Raw genomic sequence first — 14,385 nt, forward strand, 5'->3', positions numbered from 1 at the left:
TCCTTTGAACATTATTTGGGATAGCCGGCGCGTTTCATTTCGCGCTCGGTGGTGGACTGCGCCTGGAGTAACGCCTGCTCAACCGACATGCCCCCCGTCAGCGCCGCCGAGAACAGCTTGCCGACGGACGTGCCGATGGCCTGGAACTCCGGGATGGTCACGTACTGGATGCCCACGTACGGCACAGGCTTGGCCGACGGGTGCGCAGGGTCGGCGTGTTTCATCATCTCCAGGGTCACCTGGGCAAACGGTGCGGCCTTGAGGTACGCCGCGTTGTAGGTGGACTGGCGGGTGCCAGGCGGTACGTTGGTGATGCCTTCTTTATCGGCGACCAGCTGGATGTAGTCCTTGGACGTGGCCCAGGCGATAAAGGCCTTGGCGGCGTCCTTGTGCTGGGAGGTGGCCGGGATGGCCAGCGACCAGGCGTACAGCCAGGAGGAGCCTTTGTCGGTGACTTCGGTGGGGGCCGCGGCGAAGCCTACGCTGTCGGCGACTTTGCTCTGGCTATTGTCGGTGGTGAAGGAGCCGGCGACGCTGGCATCGACCCAGATCGCGCACTTGCCGCTGTTGAACAGCGCCAGGGTCTCGTTGAAGCCGTTGCTGGATACGCCCGGCGGGCCGTATTGCTTGAGGGTGTTGACGTAGAAGTTGGCGGCGGCGGTCCATTCGGGGCTGGTCAATTGCGGCTTCCATTGTTCATCGAACCAACGCGCACCGAAGGCGTTGGCCATGGTGCTCAGCAGCGCGATGTTCTCGCCCCAACCGGCCTTGCCGCGCAGGCACATGCCGTATTGGCCGTTGTTCTTGTCCGTGAGCTTGGCGGCGAACTCACCGAGCTGGGTCCAGGTCGGGTGCGTGGGCATGCTCAGGCCGGCCTGCTTGAACAGGTCGGTGCGGTAGTAGGTGACGGTGCTTTCCACGTAGAACGGCAAGGCATACAAGGTGTCGTTGACCGACAGGCCCTGGCGCACCGAGGGGAAGATATCGTCAGCATCGTAATCGGCGGGTAGTGAGGTCAGCGGTTCCAGCCAGTGCTTGGCGCCCCACAGCGGGGTTTCGTAGGTGCCGATGGTGAGCACGTCGAACTGGCCGCCCTGGGTGGCGATATCGGTGGTGAGGCGCTGGCGCAGCACGTTTTCTTCCAGCACCACCCACTTGAGCTGGATGTCCGGGTGCTGCTGCTCGAACACCTTGGAGAGACGTTGCATGCGGATCATGTCACTGTTGTTGACGGTAGCGATGGTCACGGTGTCGGCTGCCTGGCTGGGCATAGCCAAGGCCAGGCCGGAAAGCAGGAACAACGCTTGCGGAATCTTGGACATAGCGGTTTCCACCTGTTGTTTTTGTTGTTGAGGGCCGATTACAGCAGCTTGGGCCCAGCCCTCACAAACGCATGGCGAATGCGCGGCTGATACTTTTTTAACCGCTGGTTCAGGAGCAAAAAAGTATCAGTGCCGGGCGAAACCGGGGGTAGCGCAAGGATTGCCAACCCGCGTATTTTGAGGCGATTGCACCCATAGAAGAGGCATCAGCATGCCCGTCAGTCGCGCCACGCTGTTCGAACACCGCCCCGCCGAGCTTGAGGTGATCCTGCCCGAGCCGCAGCACTGCTTTCGTTGGTTCGAACACGACTACCCTTACGATCTGGCGCGCTGGAACCATCATCCTGAATTCGAAATCCACCTGATCCGCCAGGGCAGCGGCAAGCTGGTGGCGGGCGACTATATCGGTGCGTTCGGTGCCGGGCATGTCGCGCTGATCGGCCCGGACCTGCCCCACGACTGGATCGGCGAACTGGCCCCCGGTGAACACCTGGCCGGCCGCGACGTGGTGCTGCAATTCGACGGCGCTGCCCTCCTCGCCCTGCGCAAGACCCTGCCGGAACTTGGCGACTTGCACGCGCTGTTCGAACACGCCCGACGTGGCCTGGAGTTCAGCGGCGACACCGCCGTGCAGGCTGCAAGCTTGATGGAGGCCATCGGCAGCGCCCATGGCCTGCAACGGCTGATCCTGTTCCTGCAACTGCTCGACTGCCTGAAAAACGCCCCGGCGCAGCAGGTAAAGGCCCTGGCCAGTCCCTGTTACGCACCGACCCTGGACGCCCGCAGCGCCGAGCGCATCAACAAGGCGTTCGACTACCTGATGAGCGAACTCACCGGTGACGTGCGCCTCTCGGTGATAGCCCAACAGTTGGACATGAGCGAACCGGGCTTCTCACGCTTCTTCAAGCGCAACACCGGCCATGGGTTTATCGACCTGATGCGCAAATTCCGCGTGCAACGCGCCTGTCGGTTATTGCTGCAAAGCGAGATGTCGGTGGCGGATATCTGTTTTGAAGTGGGCTACGCCAACCTGTCCAACTTCAACCGGCACTTTCGGATCGAGATGCACCAGACCCCCAGTGAATACCGCCGCGAAACGCCGATGCACCTGTTCAACCCCATCGAAAAAATGACACCCAGTCATTTCTGATCAAAAGGTCGACTAATTCAGCTTTTTTCCATGGCATTCAAGCCATTGAGCAAAGTTGGTACAGCCTGTGCAAACGTTTGCGGTACGAACTTGGCAGCCAAGTTCACCTTCACCCGATGAATCGGGTTCAAACCGCGTACGAATAGGGACTTTCAATGCACTCCACCTCTAGGCCCCGTGTTTGCTTTGGTGTTTCCTTGCTACTGGCCGCCGTTACGGGAGTACTCAGCGCACCCATTTTGGCGCAGGAAAAACCCGCCGATGACTCAGCACAGGGCGAAACCCTGAGCCCTGAGGCCAGCCCGGCGAAAAAAGGCGTCTATCTATCGGAATGGTTCAACCAGGACCTGACGCTGATCGGCAGTAAAGACATCAGCTTCGGCCCCAAGCCGCAGGATGATGTGTACCTGGAATACGAGTACTTCGGCCGCAAGGGGCCCTTCGAGTTATACGGCTACATCGACGTGCCGAAGATCCTGGGCATCGGTAACAGTAACGACAAAGGCGCGTGGGACCATGGCTCGCCGGTCTTCATGGAGCACGAGCCGCGTATCTCCATCGATTACCTGGCCGGACGCAGCCTGGCCATCGGCCCGTTCAAGGAATGGTATGTGGCGTTCGACTGGATCTACGACCACGGCAGCAATAAAGCCAACCGTGCCAACACCCTGTACAGCGGCCTGGGCACCGACATCGACACCCACTCGCGGGTCAACCTGTCGGCGAACTTCTACGGGCGTTACCAGTGGGAAAACTACGGCGCCAGCAATGAGTATTCCTGGGACGGCTACCGCGCGCAGATGAAATACATCGTGCCCATCGGCAAGTTCGACAACGGCGCCTCGCTGACCTATATCGGCTTCACCAACTACGATTTCGGCTCGGACCTGCACAAGGACAACCCGGCGCGCACCGCCAACGCCCTGGTGGCGACCAACGTGCTGCTGTATTCCTTCACCCACCTGCGCTTTACCCTGGTCGGTCGTTATTTTCATAACGGCGGCAACTGGGAAGATGGCAGTGAGTTGAACTTCGGCGAGGGTAACTTCCGCGCCCGCTCCGACGGCTGGGGGTATTACGCCGGCGTGGGCTACCAATTCTGATCAAGGAGTATTAGATGAATACATTTACCCGTCTCTCGCTGGCCGTCGGCCTGGCCCTGTTGCCCCACGTGGTGTTGGCTGACTCTGCTGCCCCCATCAAGCCCAAGGTGATGCTGATCACCATGTTCGCTCCCGAGGCGCAAACCTGGATCGACCGCCTGGAACTCAAGCAGGAAGTGCGCGTGCCCGGCCTGTCCGCCGAATACCCGGTGATCCGTTGCAACACCCAGGACGTGTGCCTGCTGGTGACCGGCATGGGCCAGACCAACGCCGCCGCGTCCACCCTGGCCTTGGCGTTGTCGCCCAAGTTCGACCTGCGCCAGAGCTATTTCCTGATCGCCGGGATTGCCGGGATCAGCCCCAAACACGGCACTATCGGCACCGCCGCCTGGGCCCACTACCTGGTGGAATTCGGTACCCAGTGGGAGCTGGATTCGCGGGATGCCCCCAAGGACTGGCCGACCGGCTATCTCGGCATCAACACCAAGGGGCCCAACGAAAAACCACCACTGGACTACAAGACCGAAGTGTTTGAGCTGAACCCCAAGCTGCAGGCCAAGGCGTTTGCGCTGTCGCACAACGTCGAACTCACGGAAAGCAAAGAGTCCGCCGCCTGGCGCAAACACTACCCCGCCGCTCCCGCCAACCAGCCACCGCAAGTCACCCGCTGCGACACGCTGGCGGGCAATACCTGGTTCTCCGGCACGCGCCTGAGCGAACGCGCCGAGGTGTGGACCAAGTTACTCACGGATAACAAAGGCGAATACTGCACCACCCAACAGGAGGACAACTCCACCTACGAAGCCCTGCTGCGCGCCAGCCGTGAAGGGTTGGTGGACATCCAGCGCCTGGCCGTCGTACGGGCCGGATCGGACTTCGACCGCCCGTACCCTGGCTACAGCGAAGTGGACAACCTGCTCAAATACGCCGATCAGGGTGGGTTCGTACCCGCGTTGGAAAACCTGTACCGCACGGGTAACCCGCTGGTACAGGCGATCCTCAAGAACTGGTCGGCATGGGAGAAAGGCGTTCCAGAAGCCTAGTGCGCCGCGAACTGTGTCAAGGCAGCAAGATGATCTTGTCCGCACTGCCTTGATTCACATCCTCGTAGCACTGCACGCCATCGGCCAGCGCCACTTCGCGCAGGCCGGTCGGCAGCGGCAGCAGGCCCTCATCGAAGAAACGCCCGAACTGCTCCAGCATCACCGCGCACTGCTCACAGTTGTAGAGCAATGAATTGATCCCCACCACCGAGCCGCCCTTGCGATACAGGGCCAGGGCCGGCAGTTGTACATGGCCGTCCACCGGCGCGGCGATAATCGCGATGCGACCGAACGGCGCCAGGCCTGCCACGGCCGCCGGCAGCCAGAAGCCGGTGGTGTCGAAGATCACATCGGCGCCGCCCTTGAATACCGCATTGACCTGCGCGCCCAACTCTTCGGGCTTGCCCAACGCAATCGCGTCGAATCCTTGCCCCTGCAACACCTCGACCTGGTCAGCCTTGCGCACCGCCGCCAACACCTGGGCACCCCGGATGTTCGCCAAGGCCAATGCCGCACTGCCCACAGCACCATTGGCGCCGATCACCAGCAACCGCGTGCCCTTGCCCACGCCACTGCGCTCCAGCGCATCCCAGGCGGTGGTGTACGGCACCCCCAGGCTGGCGGCCTGGGCAAAACTCAGGTGGGTCGGTTTGTGCGCGACGCCTCTGGCCGATACGGTGAGGTACTGGGCATGGGACCCGTCGGCAAAAAAGCCCAGGTCGCGACCGGTGCCCCAGACCTCCTGCCCCACCAGCGCCTGCGGACCTTGCACGACCACACCGGCAAAGTCGCGGCCAGGTATGCGCGGCACGGTGGTGTAGGGGAAACGCCCGAGCACGTTCTTCACGTCGCTGGGGTTGAGGCCCGCCGCCTTGATCTGTACCAGCACTTGATCGGCGGCCGGCACCGGCGTGGCGACGTCGACGAAGCTCAGGGCGCTGAGGTCGCCAGTGGTGGAGAATTGCAGTGCTTTCATGACCAGTATCCATCGAAGGGAGAAAAGGAATCAGGACCACCAACCGCTGAGCAACTGCCGCCCCATGGGCCAGAGTTTTTCGCCGAGCAGCATGCCCATCAGCCCTACCAGCGCAATGGCGGGCGGTGCGGGCGAGCGGAAATCCAGCGCGCCGTAGATCACGCCGACAAAGAGGCCAATGGCAAGGGAGATCATGTAATTCATGGGGGCGGCGCCTGGTGGGTTGATGGGCTTAGTGTAGGAAGCCCAGCCCGGCAGCATCGGCCAAGCGCTTCAGGATTTCGGCCAACTCACGTACTGAGAAGGCGCCATCCCCAGTTCACGCCGGAACATGTCGCTGAAACTGCTCGGCGAATAACCCAGGGAACGCGCGATAGCGCTGACCGACTGACCCTGGATCAACTCGGCCACCGCCGTCGCCAGTTGCACCTGGCGGCGCCATTCGGCAAAGCCCACGCCCAGGCTGTGCTGGAACAGCCGCGCCAAGGTGCGCACGCTGGCACCGGCCGCTTCAGCATGCTGCTCGAAAGGAATCTCCAGGGACGGCGCCGCCATCACTGCCTGGCACGCGCTGATCAGCCGGCGATCGGCCTCCACCGGCATGGCGATACGGATCTGCGAGCGGCGCGCCCGTTGCAACTCCAGCAGGGCCAGGCCGACCAAGGCGTCGTAATAGCCCGAGTCACCGCTGTCGCCCTGCTCCACCAGCGTGACGATCAACTCGCGCAGCAGCCCGCCGACTTCGATCACCTGCACCTGGCTGTCCAATGTCGCCGCCAGGGCCGGTCGCAAGTAGATATTGCGCATCTGCAGATCCGACACCACGCGGATCCCGTGCTCCACGCCCGGCGGCAGCCAGACCGCACGCTGGGGCGGCACCACCAGGGCCTCCCGAGGGGTCTCGACCCACATCACGCCGCTCATGGCATAGAGCAATTGGCCCCAGTCGTGGCTATGGGGCTCCACGTACAAACCACGCGGGTACGTGCGTGCCAAGGGCTGCACGGGGACGGCGTGATCACTGAGGTCGGGGGGGGCAGCCAGGGCCATGGAGTGCACATCTATCAGGAGTGAACCGCCATGGTAATGACCGCCGTCCGACAATCCGAGTGAATTTTTGCCGCCTGGGGCGATCACTTGCTTACACCACCAGGGTTGATGGGCCAATGAATAACGCAAAACTGTTTGTGATCGACTACTCCCTCCATGGCGAAGCCAAGTCATTCATTATTCGCCTGGAAAAGCTCGATGCCGCCGAAGCCTGGCATTGGGCAAGCTGTGATGCGGGTGTGGGCCGTATCGGCCGTTTTGCCCGCGAGCAGGTGAAGAAGACCAGCCAGGAACAGGCCGAGAAGTACGGCATTACCAATGTGCAATGGCGCCGCTCGGATGCGCGCGCCCAGGCTTGATCAAGGAGCGATAACCATGGATTCAATCAACGGCAAGGCGCGCATCGATTACACGCGCGACACCTTGTTCGGCCCGCTGGCCAGGCATGTCGAGTGTCAGGTCAGCCTTCAGCACAAACCCGGCTGGATGCTGCTGAAGGTGTTCCAGCCACTGCCGGATGATTTGCATGATGCGCAAACGCTGGTGTTTGCGCTGGAAGGTCGGCGGACCAGCGGCATTGTCAAAGACCGCAAGCGCTTGTCCGACCATAGCTTGCGCCTGGAGCTGGAAACCCAGTAACCCTGCGGGAGCTGGCAAACCAGCTCCCCTTTGAGGTGTTCAGCCTTTGGCCGACTTGGCGCACTCGCACCCGGTCGCCGCCGCACATGGCTCGCCATGGGCATGGTGCTCGGCGCAGCCCTGGCAGCAATAGCCCTTGCCGTCCTTCATTACCGCATCAGCTCCCAGCACACACTTGCAGTGTGGGCAGGCACACGTTTGATCGGGCATGCTCAGACTCCTTCTTCATGGTCGTCCGGTGCGGCGAGTGCCAGCACCTTAAGCAGTGACTGCCAGCCGCCCGCGATGGTTCAAACCATCAGTCGGTGCGCGTGTTGCTGCGATACATGAACACCAGCGCCATCGCCAGACAGGCCATCGCTACGATCCGGCTGCCCGACAATTCGATCGCCGGGTTACCCAGCCAACCGAAGTTGTCGATCAGCATGCCCATGCCCAACTGGCCGACGATCACCGCCACCGTGGCGACGGCCGTACCGACTACCGGTACCGCGCCGACCATCACCATCATGTACACCACGCCGAACAACGCGCCGGTCAACTGCCATTTGGGCACGTCCAGTAAGCTGAGGGCCTGAGCCGGCTCGAAGAAGAAAATCAACAGCGCGGTGGTCAGTGCGCCCACCGCGAACGTCAGCAGACTGCTGCGCAACACACCGACCGACTGGCCCAGGCGACCATTGATTGCCGCCTGCACACTCAACACCGCACCCGCCGCGATCACCAGCACCAATAACAGAATCAGATTCATCGTCTTACCCTCGTGCAATCAGAACAAGTGCCGCCACAATCAACGCCAGTGCAATCCAGCGCTCGCCGTTCACACGTTTGCGCGCGGTGCCAAACCAGCCGAAATGGTCGATCAGCACGCTTTTGCCGACCTGCCCCGACAGAATCGCGATCATGGTCATGGCGATGCCGATATGCGGCGTGGCCAGGGTCAGCACCACCACGTACATCGGCCCCAGGAACCCACCGATCAACTGCCAGCGCGGCAGCTCGGACAGCGCCGGCCCCTTCTGCGGGCCGCTGAACAGCAGCAGCAAAAACAGAATCGCCGAGCCCACACCGAAGATGCTCAAGGTTGCCCACAGGTGCCCCACTTGCACGCCCAGCGGCCCGAGCAATCCTGCCTCGACCGACAAGCCCATGCCGGCCAGGATCACCAGCGGCAACAACAGCAGCCGTAGAAGGTTTTTCTTCGGCGTGGCGTGCGCCACGGCCTCGATGGAACTTGCTTGCATACATCACCTGCACATCAACAAAGGATTGGATGGCGCGCATTATCCGGTGGTCGTGCTGTGCAATAAATGGGAGCATGCGGACAACACCTTTGCACAAAACGCACAACCTGGAGCCACGATGCAGGGTTTGAATGAATTGAGTTTCAAGGCGCTGCGCCTGTTCGTCGCGGTGCTGGATCACGGCAGTTTTTCTGAAGTGGCCCGCCGCGAAGGCCTGGCACCCTCCTCCATCTCCCGGCAGATCCAACTGATGGAACAGGCCCTCGGGCAACAGTTGCTCTATCGCCACACCCGCGCGGTGAGCCCCACCGAGGCCGGGCGCCTGCTGGGGCGGCATGCGCGCGTGATGCTCGAACAACTGGAAGCGGCCGGCCAGGCCCTGCAGGAACAGGAAAGCGAACCCAGCGGGCTGGTGCGCATCAACGCGCCGATGGTGTTCGGCCAACGTCACCTGTCTCCGTGGCTGGGTGAGTTGTGCCGGCGCTACCCGAAGCTGCAACTGGATATCCAGCAAACCGACACCTTCGTCGACCCGCTGCAAGACGGCACCGACCTGCTGTTTCGTATCGGCGTGCTTAACGATTCCAGCATGCAGGCGCGCATCTTCGCGCCCCAGCGCTTTCGCCTTGCCGCCAGTCCCGCCTACCTGGCCCGGCATGGCACGCCCCAGCACCCGCAGGAACTGCTCCAGCACCAGTGCCTGGCCTACAAAGGCATCACTGGCCAGCAACGCTGGTTCTTCCGCAAGGGCCAGGGCGACTGGACGCCCTACAGCGTCAAGGGCCCGATCACCGGCAACCACGCCGACACCCTCACCCACGCCGCCGAACAAGGCCTGGGACTGGTGGTGTTTCCATCCTGGTTGATCGGCGAAGGCTTGCGCGCCGGCACCTTGCAGGCGGTGCTGACAGAATACGAAGTAGCGACCACGCTCGAGCCCCAGCAGATCGCGGCGTTGTGGCCGGGCAGCCGGCGCTTGTCGCTGAAAGTGCGCACGGTGATTGATTATTTTGTGGAGTGTTTTGGGACGGTGCCGTATTGGGATCGATGAGCGGCTGAGGAATACTCAGAACACCCACTGCCCAATCAACCACGCATTCGCCCCACTGATCAGCGCAAACAGAAACCACGCCAGCACCTTGGTGTGCAGGCGATTGACGAACGGCCCCATCAATTGCTGATCGCCGGTCATGCGGATCAACGGGTACAGCGCAAACGGCAACTGCAGGCTAAGCACCACCTGGCTGAGGATCAACAGCTTGCTAATGGCTTCGTCGCCCATCAGCCACACCCCTAGAAACGCGGGGATCAGCGCCAGCCCACGGGTGATCAGGCGGCGTTGCCAGCAGGGAATGCGCAGGTTGAGGTAACCCTCCATGATCACTTGCCCGGCGATGGTGCCGGTAAAGGTCGAGCTTTGCCCGGACGCCAGCAAGGCGATGCCGAACAGGATGCTGGCAAAGGCGCCGCCCACCAGAGGGTCAAGCAAGTGATAGGCGTCCTGGATCTCCACCACGTCGGTGTGACCGCTCTTGTGGAACGCGGCAGCGGCGAGTATCAGGATGGCGGCGTTGACCAGCAGCGCCAGGGCCAGGGAGCCGATGGTGTCGATCCGGGCCAGCTTGACCGCATCCTGTTTGCTGGCGAGGTCTTTGCCGATCAGCCGGGTTTGCACGATAGAGCTGTGCAGGTAGAGGTTATGGGGCATCACCGTGGCGCCGAGAATACCGATGGCCAGGTACAACGGCGCGGCATCGCTGATGGCCGACAGTGATGGGGTGAAGCCACTGAACACATCCGGCCAATAAGGTTTGATCAGTACCAGTTCGATAAAGAAACACACGCCGATGGTCGCCACCAGCGCCAGCATGATCGCTTCCAGGCGGCGGAAACCCCGGTTTTGCAGGGCCAGGACCAACAGCGTATCGAAGGCGGTGATGACAATGCCGGTGGTCAGGGAAACGCCCAGCAGCAGGTGAAAGGCCAGGGCGCAGCCGAGCACTTCGGCGAGGTCGGTGGCGATGATGGAGATTTCCGCCAGCACCCACTGGGTGCGTGCGGAGCGCTTGCTATAGCGCTCACGACACAGTTGCGCCAGGTCCTTGCCGGTAGCGATACCCAACCGCGAGCACAGGCACTGCACCGCCATCCCCGCGAGACTGGCCAGCAGCACCACGAACAACAGGCTATAGCCATAGCGCGACCCGGCTTCGATGGCCGTGGCCCAGTTGCCGGGGTCCATGTAGCCGATGGAGATCAGCAGACCGGGGCCGGCAAACATCAGGATGCGTTTGAAGAACGACGCCTTTGGGTCAACGACGACGGAACCCGCCACTTCCGGCGGGCAGAATGGCGCAGTAGCAATTTTCGGCAGGCTGAATTTCACGCGGTATCCCAGGCAAACACACTCGACAGGGGTTCAGCTTATCAGTCGGACGCAACCGTGCGCATCACCGTCTCCCGAGGCAGGTCAAACGCGTCCACCACCTGAACCACCAGGTCCATCTCCTGGTTCAGCGCTTCACGCTCCATACGCTGGCGAATCACTCCGATCACCAGCACCGCCAGGGTGGTGATCGAATACGCCGGGCCGGAAAATGCACGCACGCCGCTCACCAACAGCATCGCCGCCGCCAACGCCTGGCCTACCACGGGGATCGCCGTGGCCGCACCACGGCGCAGGATAAACCCGGTCAACCCGGCCAGCGCCGTGCCGCTCAACGCCGTAGTGGCCGAGCGGCCGACATCGAAACGAGTGAACAGTCCCTGCTCTTTTTGTGCGGCGGCCTTGAGCTCAGCGTCGAATACCTGGCGGTCGGCGTTGCTGAGTTTGTCCTTGTACTGCTCGACCAGTTTTTCTGCGACCTGCGCTTCAATGTCCACCAGCGCCACGGTTCCTAAGGGCTCGGCAAACTTGATCCCCAGCCGCTGCGCCACCTCTTCGGCAATCTGCCGATAGCTCACGCCATGACCACGGGCCAGGTTCATAAAGCTGTCGCCGCCCATGCGCTGCAACTCGATGGCCAGTTTGAGCGGCTCGCGTACCGTGGCGTCAATCGATGCGCTGCGCTTTTGCGCCATCAATTCGGCGAGGAACTTGAGCTCCTCCGGCCGCGCCTGCACCAGGGCCGCGAATAGGTCGGTGTCCTCTTCGGCAAAGCGTACTTCGCTGCTGCGCTGGTCGGAGCGGATCAGGCCGCGCCGCTCATGCAACAGGTCGGTGTACTGCACCACGGTTTGCAACTGCGGCCAGTAGGCGGCGTGATCGAAGGTAGCCAGGTGCACATTGGTGACCTTGGCCTTGAGCGCCGGCGTCACCGGGATCGCATACCGGCCGATACAACGCTCGGTATCCGGCTTCATGGCCAGGGCCCAGTCCTTGCTGGAATGACAGTTGATCACGCGCCCCTTGAGCAGCGCGCACACCTCATCCCAGGGACTGGACGTACAGATCGCCCCGCCCATCAACAGCAGGTTGTCCAACGGCAGTTCCCGCGCGGTGTCCGGGCTGGCCAGCAGGCTCTTGACCAGAATCCGCGCACCCAGGGAATGACCGATCAGGTTGATACGCCGCACCTCCAGCGACTCGCCGTGCAGGTAGCTGACCAGCTCCGGCAGCAAGCTCCTGGCGACTTCGTCCACCCGCGCCTCGACGCTTTTGTAGTGGTCGAGAAAATAGGCAATCGCCTTGCCGACGCCTACGGTCGCGGCTCCCATGCTGCCACCACCCAGCATCGCGGTAATCACATCCTTGAACGGCGCAAACAGGTTTTCCAGGAAGTGCCCCGCAGGCCAGAACAACATCAGGTTGGTCGACTCTTCGATACCCGCGAGCTGCGCCTTGAAATTGCCCAGTTGTTGCCGGTTGAAGAACGCCGAGTAACCGTGAACATAGAGATTGAGCACATCACCCTGAGGCTCGCCGCACAATACGAAGGTGGGCTTGCGGGTGCGGTGCATTTCATCCCACTGGTGCTGCATGGGCCGGTGACTCCTGGTGACGAGGGAGGGCGATAATAACAAAGGGAAGGCCTTAGCACGGTGAATCCTGACCGGCGTGGCCGCTGCAAAGGCTCAGAACTGAGCCGCAGCCTTGGATTTGGCCAGGTAGCGCGCGGGCGAATCTCCCAGGTTGCGCCGGAACACCGAGGTGAACGCGCTGGAACTGCTGAAACCCAACTCGAACGCAACATCGGTGATGGATGCGCCGTGGCTTAGCCGCGCGGTTGCTTCCAGCAGGCATACCTGTTGGCGCCAGGACACGAACGTCATCCCCGTGCCCTCGTAGAAATGGCGGGTGAAAGTGCGTCGGCTCATGTTCGACCAATCAGCCATCTCATCGAGGGTGATCTTCTGCGTGGGCGCATCCAGGAAGCGCTGACAGGCTCGCGCCAGCCGTGGCTCGCCAGGCAATGGCGCGCTGAGGGGCAGCTCGGGCATGGCACCGATTTCATCTATCAACAGCGTCAACACGCAGCGATGCCTCACGCTGGGCAATGTCGAGGATTCGATAGCCAGCGCCGCCTCCAGCAAATGCCTGAGCAGGGGCGACACTTCAAACACCTGACAGCGCGCCTGCAACCCCGCCCGCTCAGCCGCCTCGGCGTTCAAGTAGGTATTGAGCATCACCACATCCCCGCGCATATGCATGGCGTGGGGTACACCAGCCGGTACCCAGATCGCCCGCTGCGGCGGTACCACCCAGTTGCCGAGGTCGGTGAACATTTTCAATGCCCCGGTGGAGGCATAGGCGAATTGCCCGCGTGAGTGCGTATGGCGCGCAAAGACAGTGCCGCTGGGGTATTCGCGCAGCGTTACCACGGCGTCTGGGCTGGCGGAATCGAAGGTCGGGATCATGGCCCGATTCTGTCAAAACATGACCTTACATAGCAAGCGGGCCAATCACCCCTCCCCTAACATCACCGCCTTTGAACAAGCGCAATGACCAAGGGAACATTCCATGCTGAAAAAACACCTGGCCTTAGCCGTGTTCGTCACCCTGGTATGGGGCGTGAATTTCCCCATTACCAAACTCGGCCTGCGCTCGATCGACCCTTTTGTCCTCACGGGCATCCGCTTTGCCCTCGCCGCGCTGCCGCTGGTGTTCTTCATCAAACGCCCGGCAGTCAAATTCGGCTACGTGGCCGCCTACGGCGTCATCTTCGGGTTGGGCATGTGGGGCGTGATCAACTATGGCATCCAGGCCGGTGTCAGCCCGGGCATCGCCTCGCTGCTCATTCAGCTCAGCGTATTTTTCACCATGGGCTGGGGTTATCTGTTGTTCAAGGAACGAATCCGAGGTCCGCAAGTGGTTGGTGCTGGCCTCGCATTGGTCGGACTGGCCGGGATTATCTCGACGCAAGCCGGCGACCATGCGCTGCTGGGTGTCCTGCTGATTGTGCTCAGTGCCCTGGCGTGGAGCGTTGGCAACGTCATCATCAAACAATCGGGCGTCAAAGAGATCTTCGCGTTCATGGTGTGGGCCAGCCTGTTCCCCCCCATTCCACTGTTCCTGATGGCTTGGTGGATGCGCGGCAGCGCGCCCTTCGAAAGCTTAAGTGCGAGCCTCGACCTGGCCGCCGCCGGGTCCATTCTTTTTCAGGTCTACCTCGCCACGCACTTTGCCTATTGGGGCTGGAACTCGTTGCTCAGGTTGTACCCCGTGTCGACGGTGGCACCGCTGTCGTTGCTGATTCCGGTATTCGGAATCACCAGTTCGATACTGATCACCGGCGAGCACCTGTCCACGCCAAACCTGCTTTGCGTTGCGGTAATCATCGCGGGCCTGGCAGTGGGGTTAACGCCCCAATACGGACCGCGCCTGAGCACAACCCCCAAATAATCCGTTCAACCATAAA

The 14,385-nt window shown here is 61.8% G+C and carries 17 protein-coding genes; 7 read left to right on the forward strand and 10 right to left on the reverse strand.

Features of this window, described 5'->3' with window-relative positions; genetic code table 11:
- Window positions 1-11 precede the first annotated feature (11 nt).
- Complete coding sequence (locus tag AD670_RS29870) at window positions 12-1,322, reverse strand: sugar ABC transporter substrate-binding protein (RefSeq protein WP_053140638.1); 1,311 nt, start codon at window positions 1,320-1,322, stop codon at window positions 12-14.
- Between the two features lie 211 nt (window positions 1,323-1,533).
- Here AD670_RS29870 and AD670_RS29875 point away from each other — a divergent pair, with 211 nt between their 5' ends.
- The 3 genes from AD670_RS29875 (at window position 1,534) to AD670_RS29885 (ending at window position 4,618) form a co-directional block, all read left to right on the forward strand.
- Window positions 1,534-2,472, forward strand: coding sequence for an AraC family transcriptional regulator (locus AD670_RS29875; RefSeq protein WP_053140641.1), 939 nt, complete (start codon window positions 1,534-1,536; stop codon window positions 2,470-2,472).
- A 155-nt stretch (window positions 2,473-2,627) separates the two neighbouring features.
- Complete coding sequence (locus AD670_RS29880; RefSeq protein ID WP_053140644.1) at window positions 2,628-3,575, forward strand: nucleoside-specific channel-forming protein Tsx; 948 nt, start codon at window positions 2,628-2,630, stop codon at window positions 3,573-3,575.
- 14 nt (window positions 3,576-3,589) lie between these two features.
- A complete protein-coding gene (locus tag AD670_RS29885; RefSeq protein WP_053140647.1) occupies window positions 3,590-4,618 on the forward strand; it encodes a purine nucleoside permease in 1,029 nt (342 codons plus the stop codon).
- Window positions 4,619-4,634: 16 nt separating this feature from the next.
- Here AD670_RS29885 and AD670_RS29890 read toward each other — a convergent pair whose 3' ends face one another.
- The 3 genes from AD670_RS29890 to AD670_RS29895 form a co-directional block, all read right to left on the reverse strand.
- On the reverse strand, window positions 4,635-5,594 hold the full coding sequence (locus tag AD670_RS29890; protein ID WP_053140650.1) for a zinc-binding alcohol dehydrogenase family protein: 960 nt from the start codon (window positions 5,592-5,594) through the stop codon (window positions 4,635-4,637).
- 30 nt (window positions 5,595-5,624) lie between these two features.
- A complete protein-coding gene (locus AD670_RS31310; RefSeq protein WP_082341076.1) occupies window positions 5,625-5,798 on the reverse strand; it encodes a DUF1427 family protein in 174 nt (57 codons plus the stop codon).
- 69 nt (window positions 5,799-5,867) lie between these two features.
- Window positions 5,868-6,644 carry a helix-turn-helix domain-containing protein gene (locus tag AD670_RS29895; RefSeq protein ID WP_053140653.1) on the reverse strand — a complete coding sequence of 259 codons (777 nt, stop codon included), beginning with the start codon at window positions 6,642-6,644 and terminating at the stop codon, window positions 5,868-5,870.
- A 116-nt stretch (window positions 6,645-6,760) separates the two neighbouring features.
- Between AD670_RS29895 and AD670_RS29900 the strand changes: the two genes are divergently transcribed.
- Complete coding sequence (locus tag AD670_RS29900) at window positions 6,761-7,003, forward strand: DUF6555 family protein (RefSeq protein ID WP_053140656.1); 243 nt, start codon at window positions 6,761-6,763, stop codon at window positions 7,001-7,003.
- A 16-nt stretch (window positions 7,004-7,019) separates the two neighbouring features.
- Window positions 7,020-7,283, forward strand: coding sequence for a hypothetical protein (locus tag AD670_RS29905; protein WP_053140659.1), 264 nt, complete (start codon window positions 7,020-7,022; stop codon window positions 7,281-7,283).
- Window positions 7,284-7,322: 39 nt separating this feature from the next.
- Here AD670_RS29905 and AD670_RS31315 read toward each other — a convergent pair whose 3' ends face one another.
- The 3 genes from AD670_RS31315 to AD670_RS29915 form a co-directional block, all read right to left on the reverse strand.
- The gene (locus AD670_RS31315; RefSeq protein ID WP_082341077.1) at window positions 7,323-7,493 is read right to left on the reverse strand and encodes a metallothionein; all 171 of its coding nucleotides are present in this window, start codon (window positions 7,491-7,493) and stop codon (window positions 7,323-7,325) included.
- Window positions 7,494-7,581: 88 nt separating this feature from the next.
- Window positions 7,582-8,034: a DMT family transporter gene (locus tag AD670_RS29910; protein ID WP_053140662.1), complete on the reverse strand. Its 453-nt coding sequence runs from the start codon at window positions 8,032-8,034 to the stop codon at window positions 7,582-7,584.
- A gap of 4 nt (window positions 8,035-8,038) precedes the next feature.
- Window positions 8,039-8,527, reverse strand: coding sequence for a DMT family transporter (locus AD670_RS29915; protein WP_053140665.1), 489 nt, complete (start codon window positions 8,525-8,527; stop codon window positions 8,039-8,041).
- Between the two features lie 118 nt (window positions 8,528-8,645).
- On the opposite strand from AD670_RS29915, the gene AD670_RS29920 reads away from it, so the two are divergent.
- Window positions 8,646-9,578, forward strand: a complete 933-nt coding sequence (locus AD670_RS29920) for a LysR family transcriptional regulator (RefSeq protein WP_053140668.1) — start codon at window positions 8,646-8,648, stop codon at window positions 9,576-9,578.
- 15 nt (window positions 9,579-9,593) lie between these two features.
- Here the strand turns inward: AD670_RS29920 and AD670_RS29925 are convergent, their stop codons facing one another.
- From AD670_RS29925 to AD670_RS29935, 3 genes are all read right to left on the reverse strand, one after another.
- A complete protein-coding gene (locus AD670_RS29925; RefSeq protein ID WP_053140671.1) occupies window positions 9,594-10,913 on the reverse strand; it encodes an Nramp family divalent metal transporter in 1,320 nt (439 codons plus the stop codon).
- Window positions 10,914-10,954: 41 nt separating this feature from the next.
- Window positions 10,955-12,508 carry a DUF726 domain-containing protein gene (locus AD670_RS29930; protein ID WP_053140673.1) on the reverse strand — a complete coding sequence of 518 codons (1,554 nt, stop codon included), beginning with the start codon at window positions 12,506-12,508 and terminating at the stop codon, window positions 10,955-10,957.
- A gap of 93 nt (window positions 12,509-12,601) precedes the next feature.
- Complete coding sequence (locus tag AD670_RS29935) at window positions 12,602-13,384, reverse strand: helix-turn-helix domain-containing protein (RefSeq protein WP_053140676.1); 783 nt, start codon at window positions 13,382-13,384, stop codon at window positions 12,602-12,604.
- Window positions 13,385-13,487: 103 nt separating this feature from the next.
- Between AD670_RS29935 and AD670_RS29940 the strand changes: the two genes are divergently transcribed.
- Entirely contained in the window at window positions 13,488-14,369 is an 882-nt protein-coding gene (locus AD670_RS29940; RefSeq protein ID WP_053140678.1) for an EamA family transporter, read from the forward strand.
- Window positions 14,370-14,385 lie beyond the last annotated feature (16 nt).

The sequence above is a fragment of the Pseudomonas sp. MIACH genome, assembly GCF_001269925.1.
Classification (GTDB): Bacteria; Pseudomonadota; Gammaproteobacteria; order Pseudomonadales; family Pseudomonadaceae; genus Aquipseudomonas.

Excerpts from the sequence above, each read along its gene's own strand:
- AD670_RS29940 (WP_053140678.1), top strand. The coding sequence starts at position 13,488 with ATGCTGAAAAAACACCTGGCCTTAGCCGTGTTCGTCACCCTGGTATGG.
- AD670_RS29870 (WP_053140638.1), bottom strand. The coding sequence starts at position 1,322 with ATGTCCAAGATTCCGCAAGCGTTGTTCCTGCTTTCCGGCCTGGCCTTG.
- AD670_RS29905 (WP_053140659.1), top strand. The coding sequence starts at position 7,020 with ATGGATTCAATCAACGGCAAGGCGCGCATCGATTACACGCGCGACACC.
- AD670_RS29895 (WP_053140653.1), bottom strand. The coding sequence starts at position 6,644 with ATGGCCCTGGCTGCCCCCCCCGACCTCAGTGATCACGCCGTCCCCGTG.
- AD670_RS31310 (WP_082341076.1), bottom strand. The coding sequence starts at position 5,798 with ATGAATTACATGATCTCCCTTGCCATTGGCCTCTTTGTCGGCGTGATC.
- AD670_RS29910 (WP_053140662.1), bottom strand. The coding sequence starts at position 8,034 with ATGAATCTGATTCTGTTATTGGTGCTGGTGATCGCGGCGGGTGCGGTG.
- AD670_RS29930 (WP_053140673.1), bottom strand. The coding sequence starts at position 12,508 with ATGCAGCACCAGTGGGATGAAATGCACCGCACCCGCAAGCCCACCTTC.
- AD670_RS29875 (WP_053140641.1), top strand. The coding sequence starts at position 1,534 with ATGCCCGTCAGTCGCGCCACGCTGTTCGAACACCGCCCCGCCGAGCTT.
- AD670_RS29920 (WP_053140668.1), top strand. The coding sequence starts at position 8,646 with ATGCAGGGTTTGAATGAATTGAGTTTCAAGGCGCTGCGCCTGTTCGTC.
- AD670_RS29900 (WP_053140656.1), top strand. The coding sequence starts at position 6,761 with ATGAATAACGCAAAACTGTTTGTGATCGACTACTCCCTCCATGGCGAA.
- AD670_RS29915 (WP_053140665.1), bottom strand. The coding sequence starts at position 8,527 with ATGCAAGCAAGTTCCATCGAGGCCGTGGCGCACGCCACGCCGAAGAAA.
- AD670_RS31315 (WP_082341077.1), bottom strand. The coding sequence starts at position 7,493 with ATGCCCGATCAAACGTGTGCCTGCCCACACTGCAAGTGTGTGCTGGGA.
- AD670_RS29885 (WP_053140647.1), top strand. The coding sequence starts at position 3,590 with ATGAATACATTTACCCGTCTCTCGCTGGCCGTCGGCCTGGCCCTGTTG.
- AD670_RS29935 (WP_053140676.1), bottom strand. The coding sequence starts at position 13,384 with ATGATCCCGACCTTCGATTCCGCCAGCCCAGACGCCGTGGTAACGCTG.
- AD670_RS29880 (WP_053140644.1), top strand. The coding sequence starts at position 2,628 with ATGCACTCCACCTCTAGGCCCCGTGTTTGCTTTGGTGTTTCCTTGCTA.
- AD670_RS29890 (WP_053140650.1), bottom strand. The coding sequence starts at position 5,594 with ATGAAAGCACTGCAATTCTCCACCACTGGCGACCTCAGCGCCCTGAGC.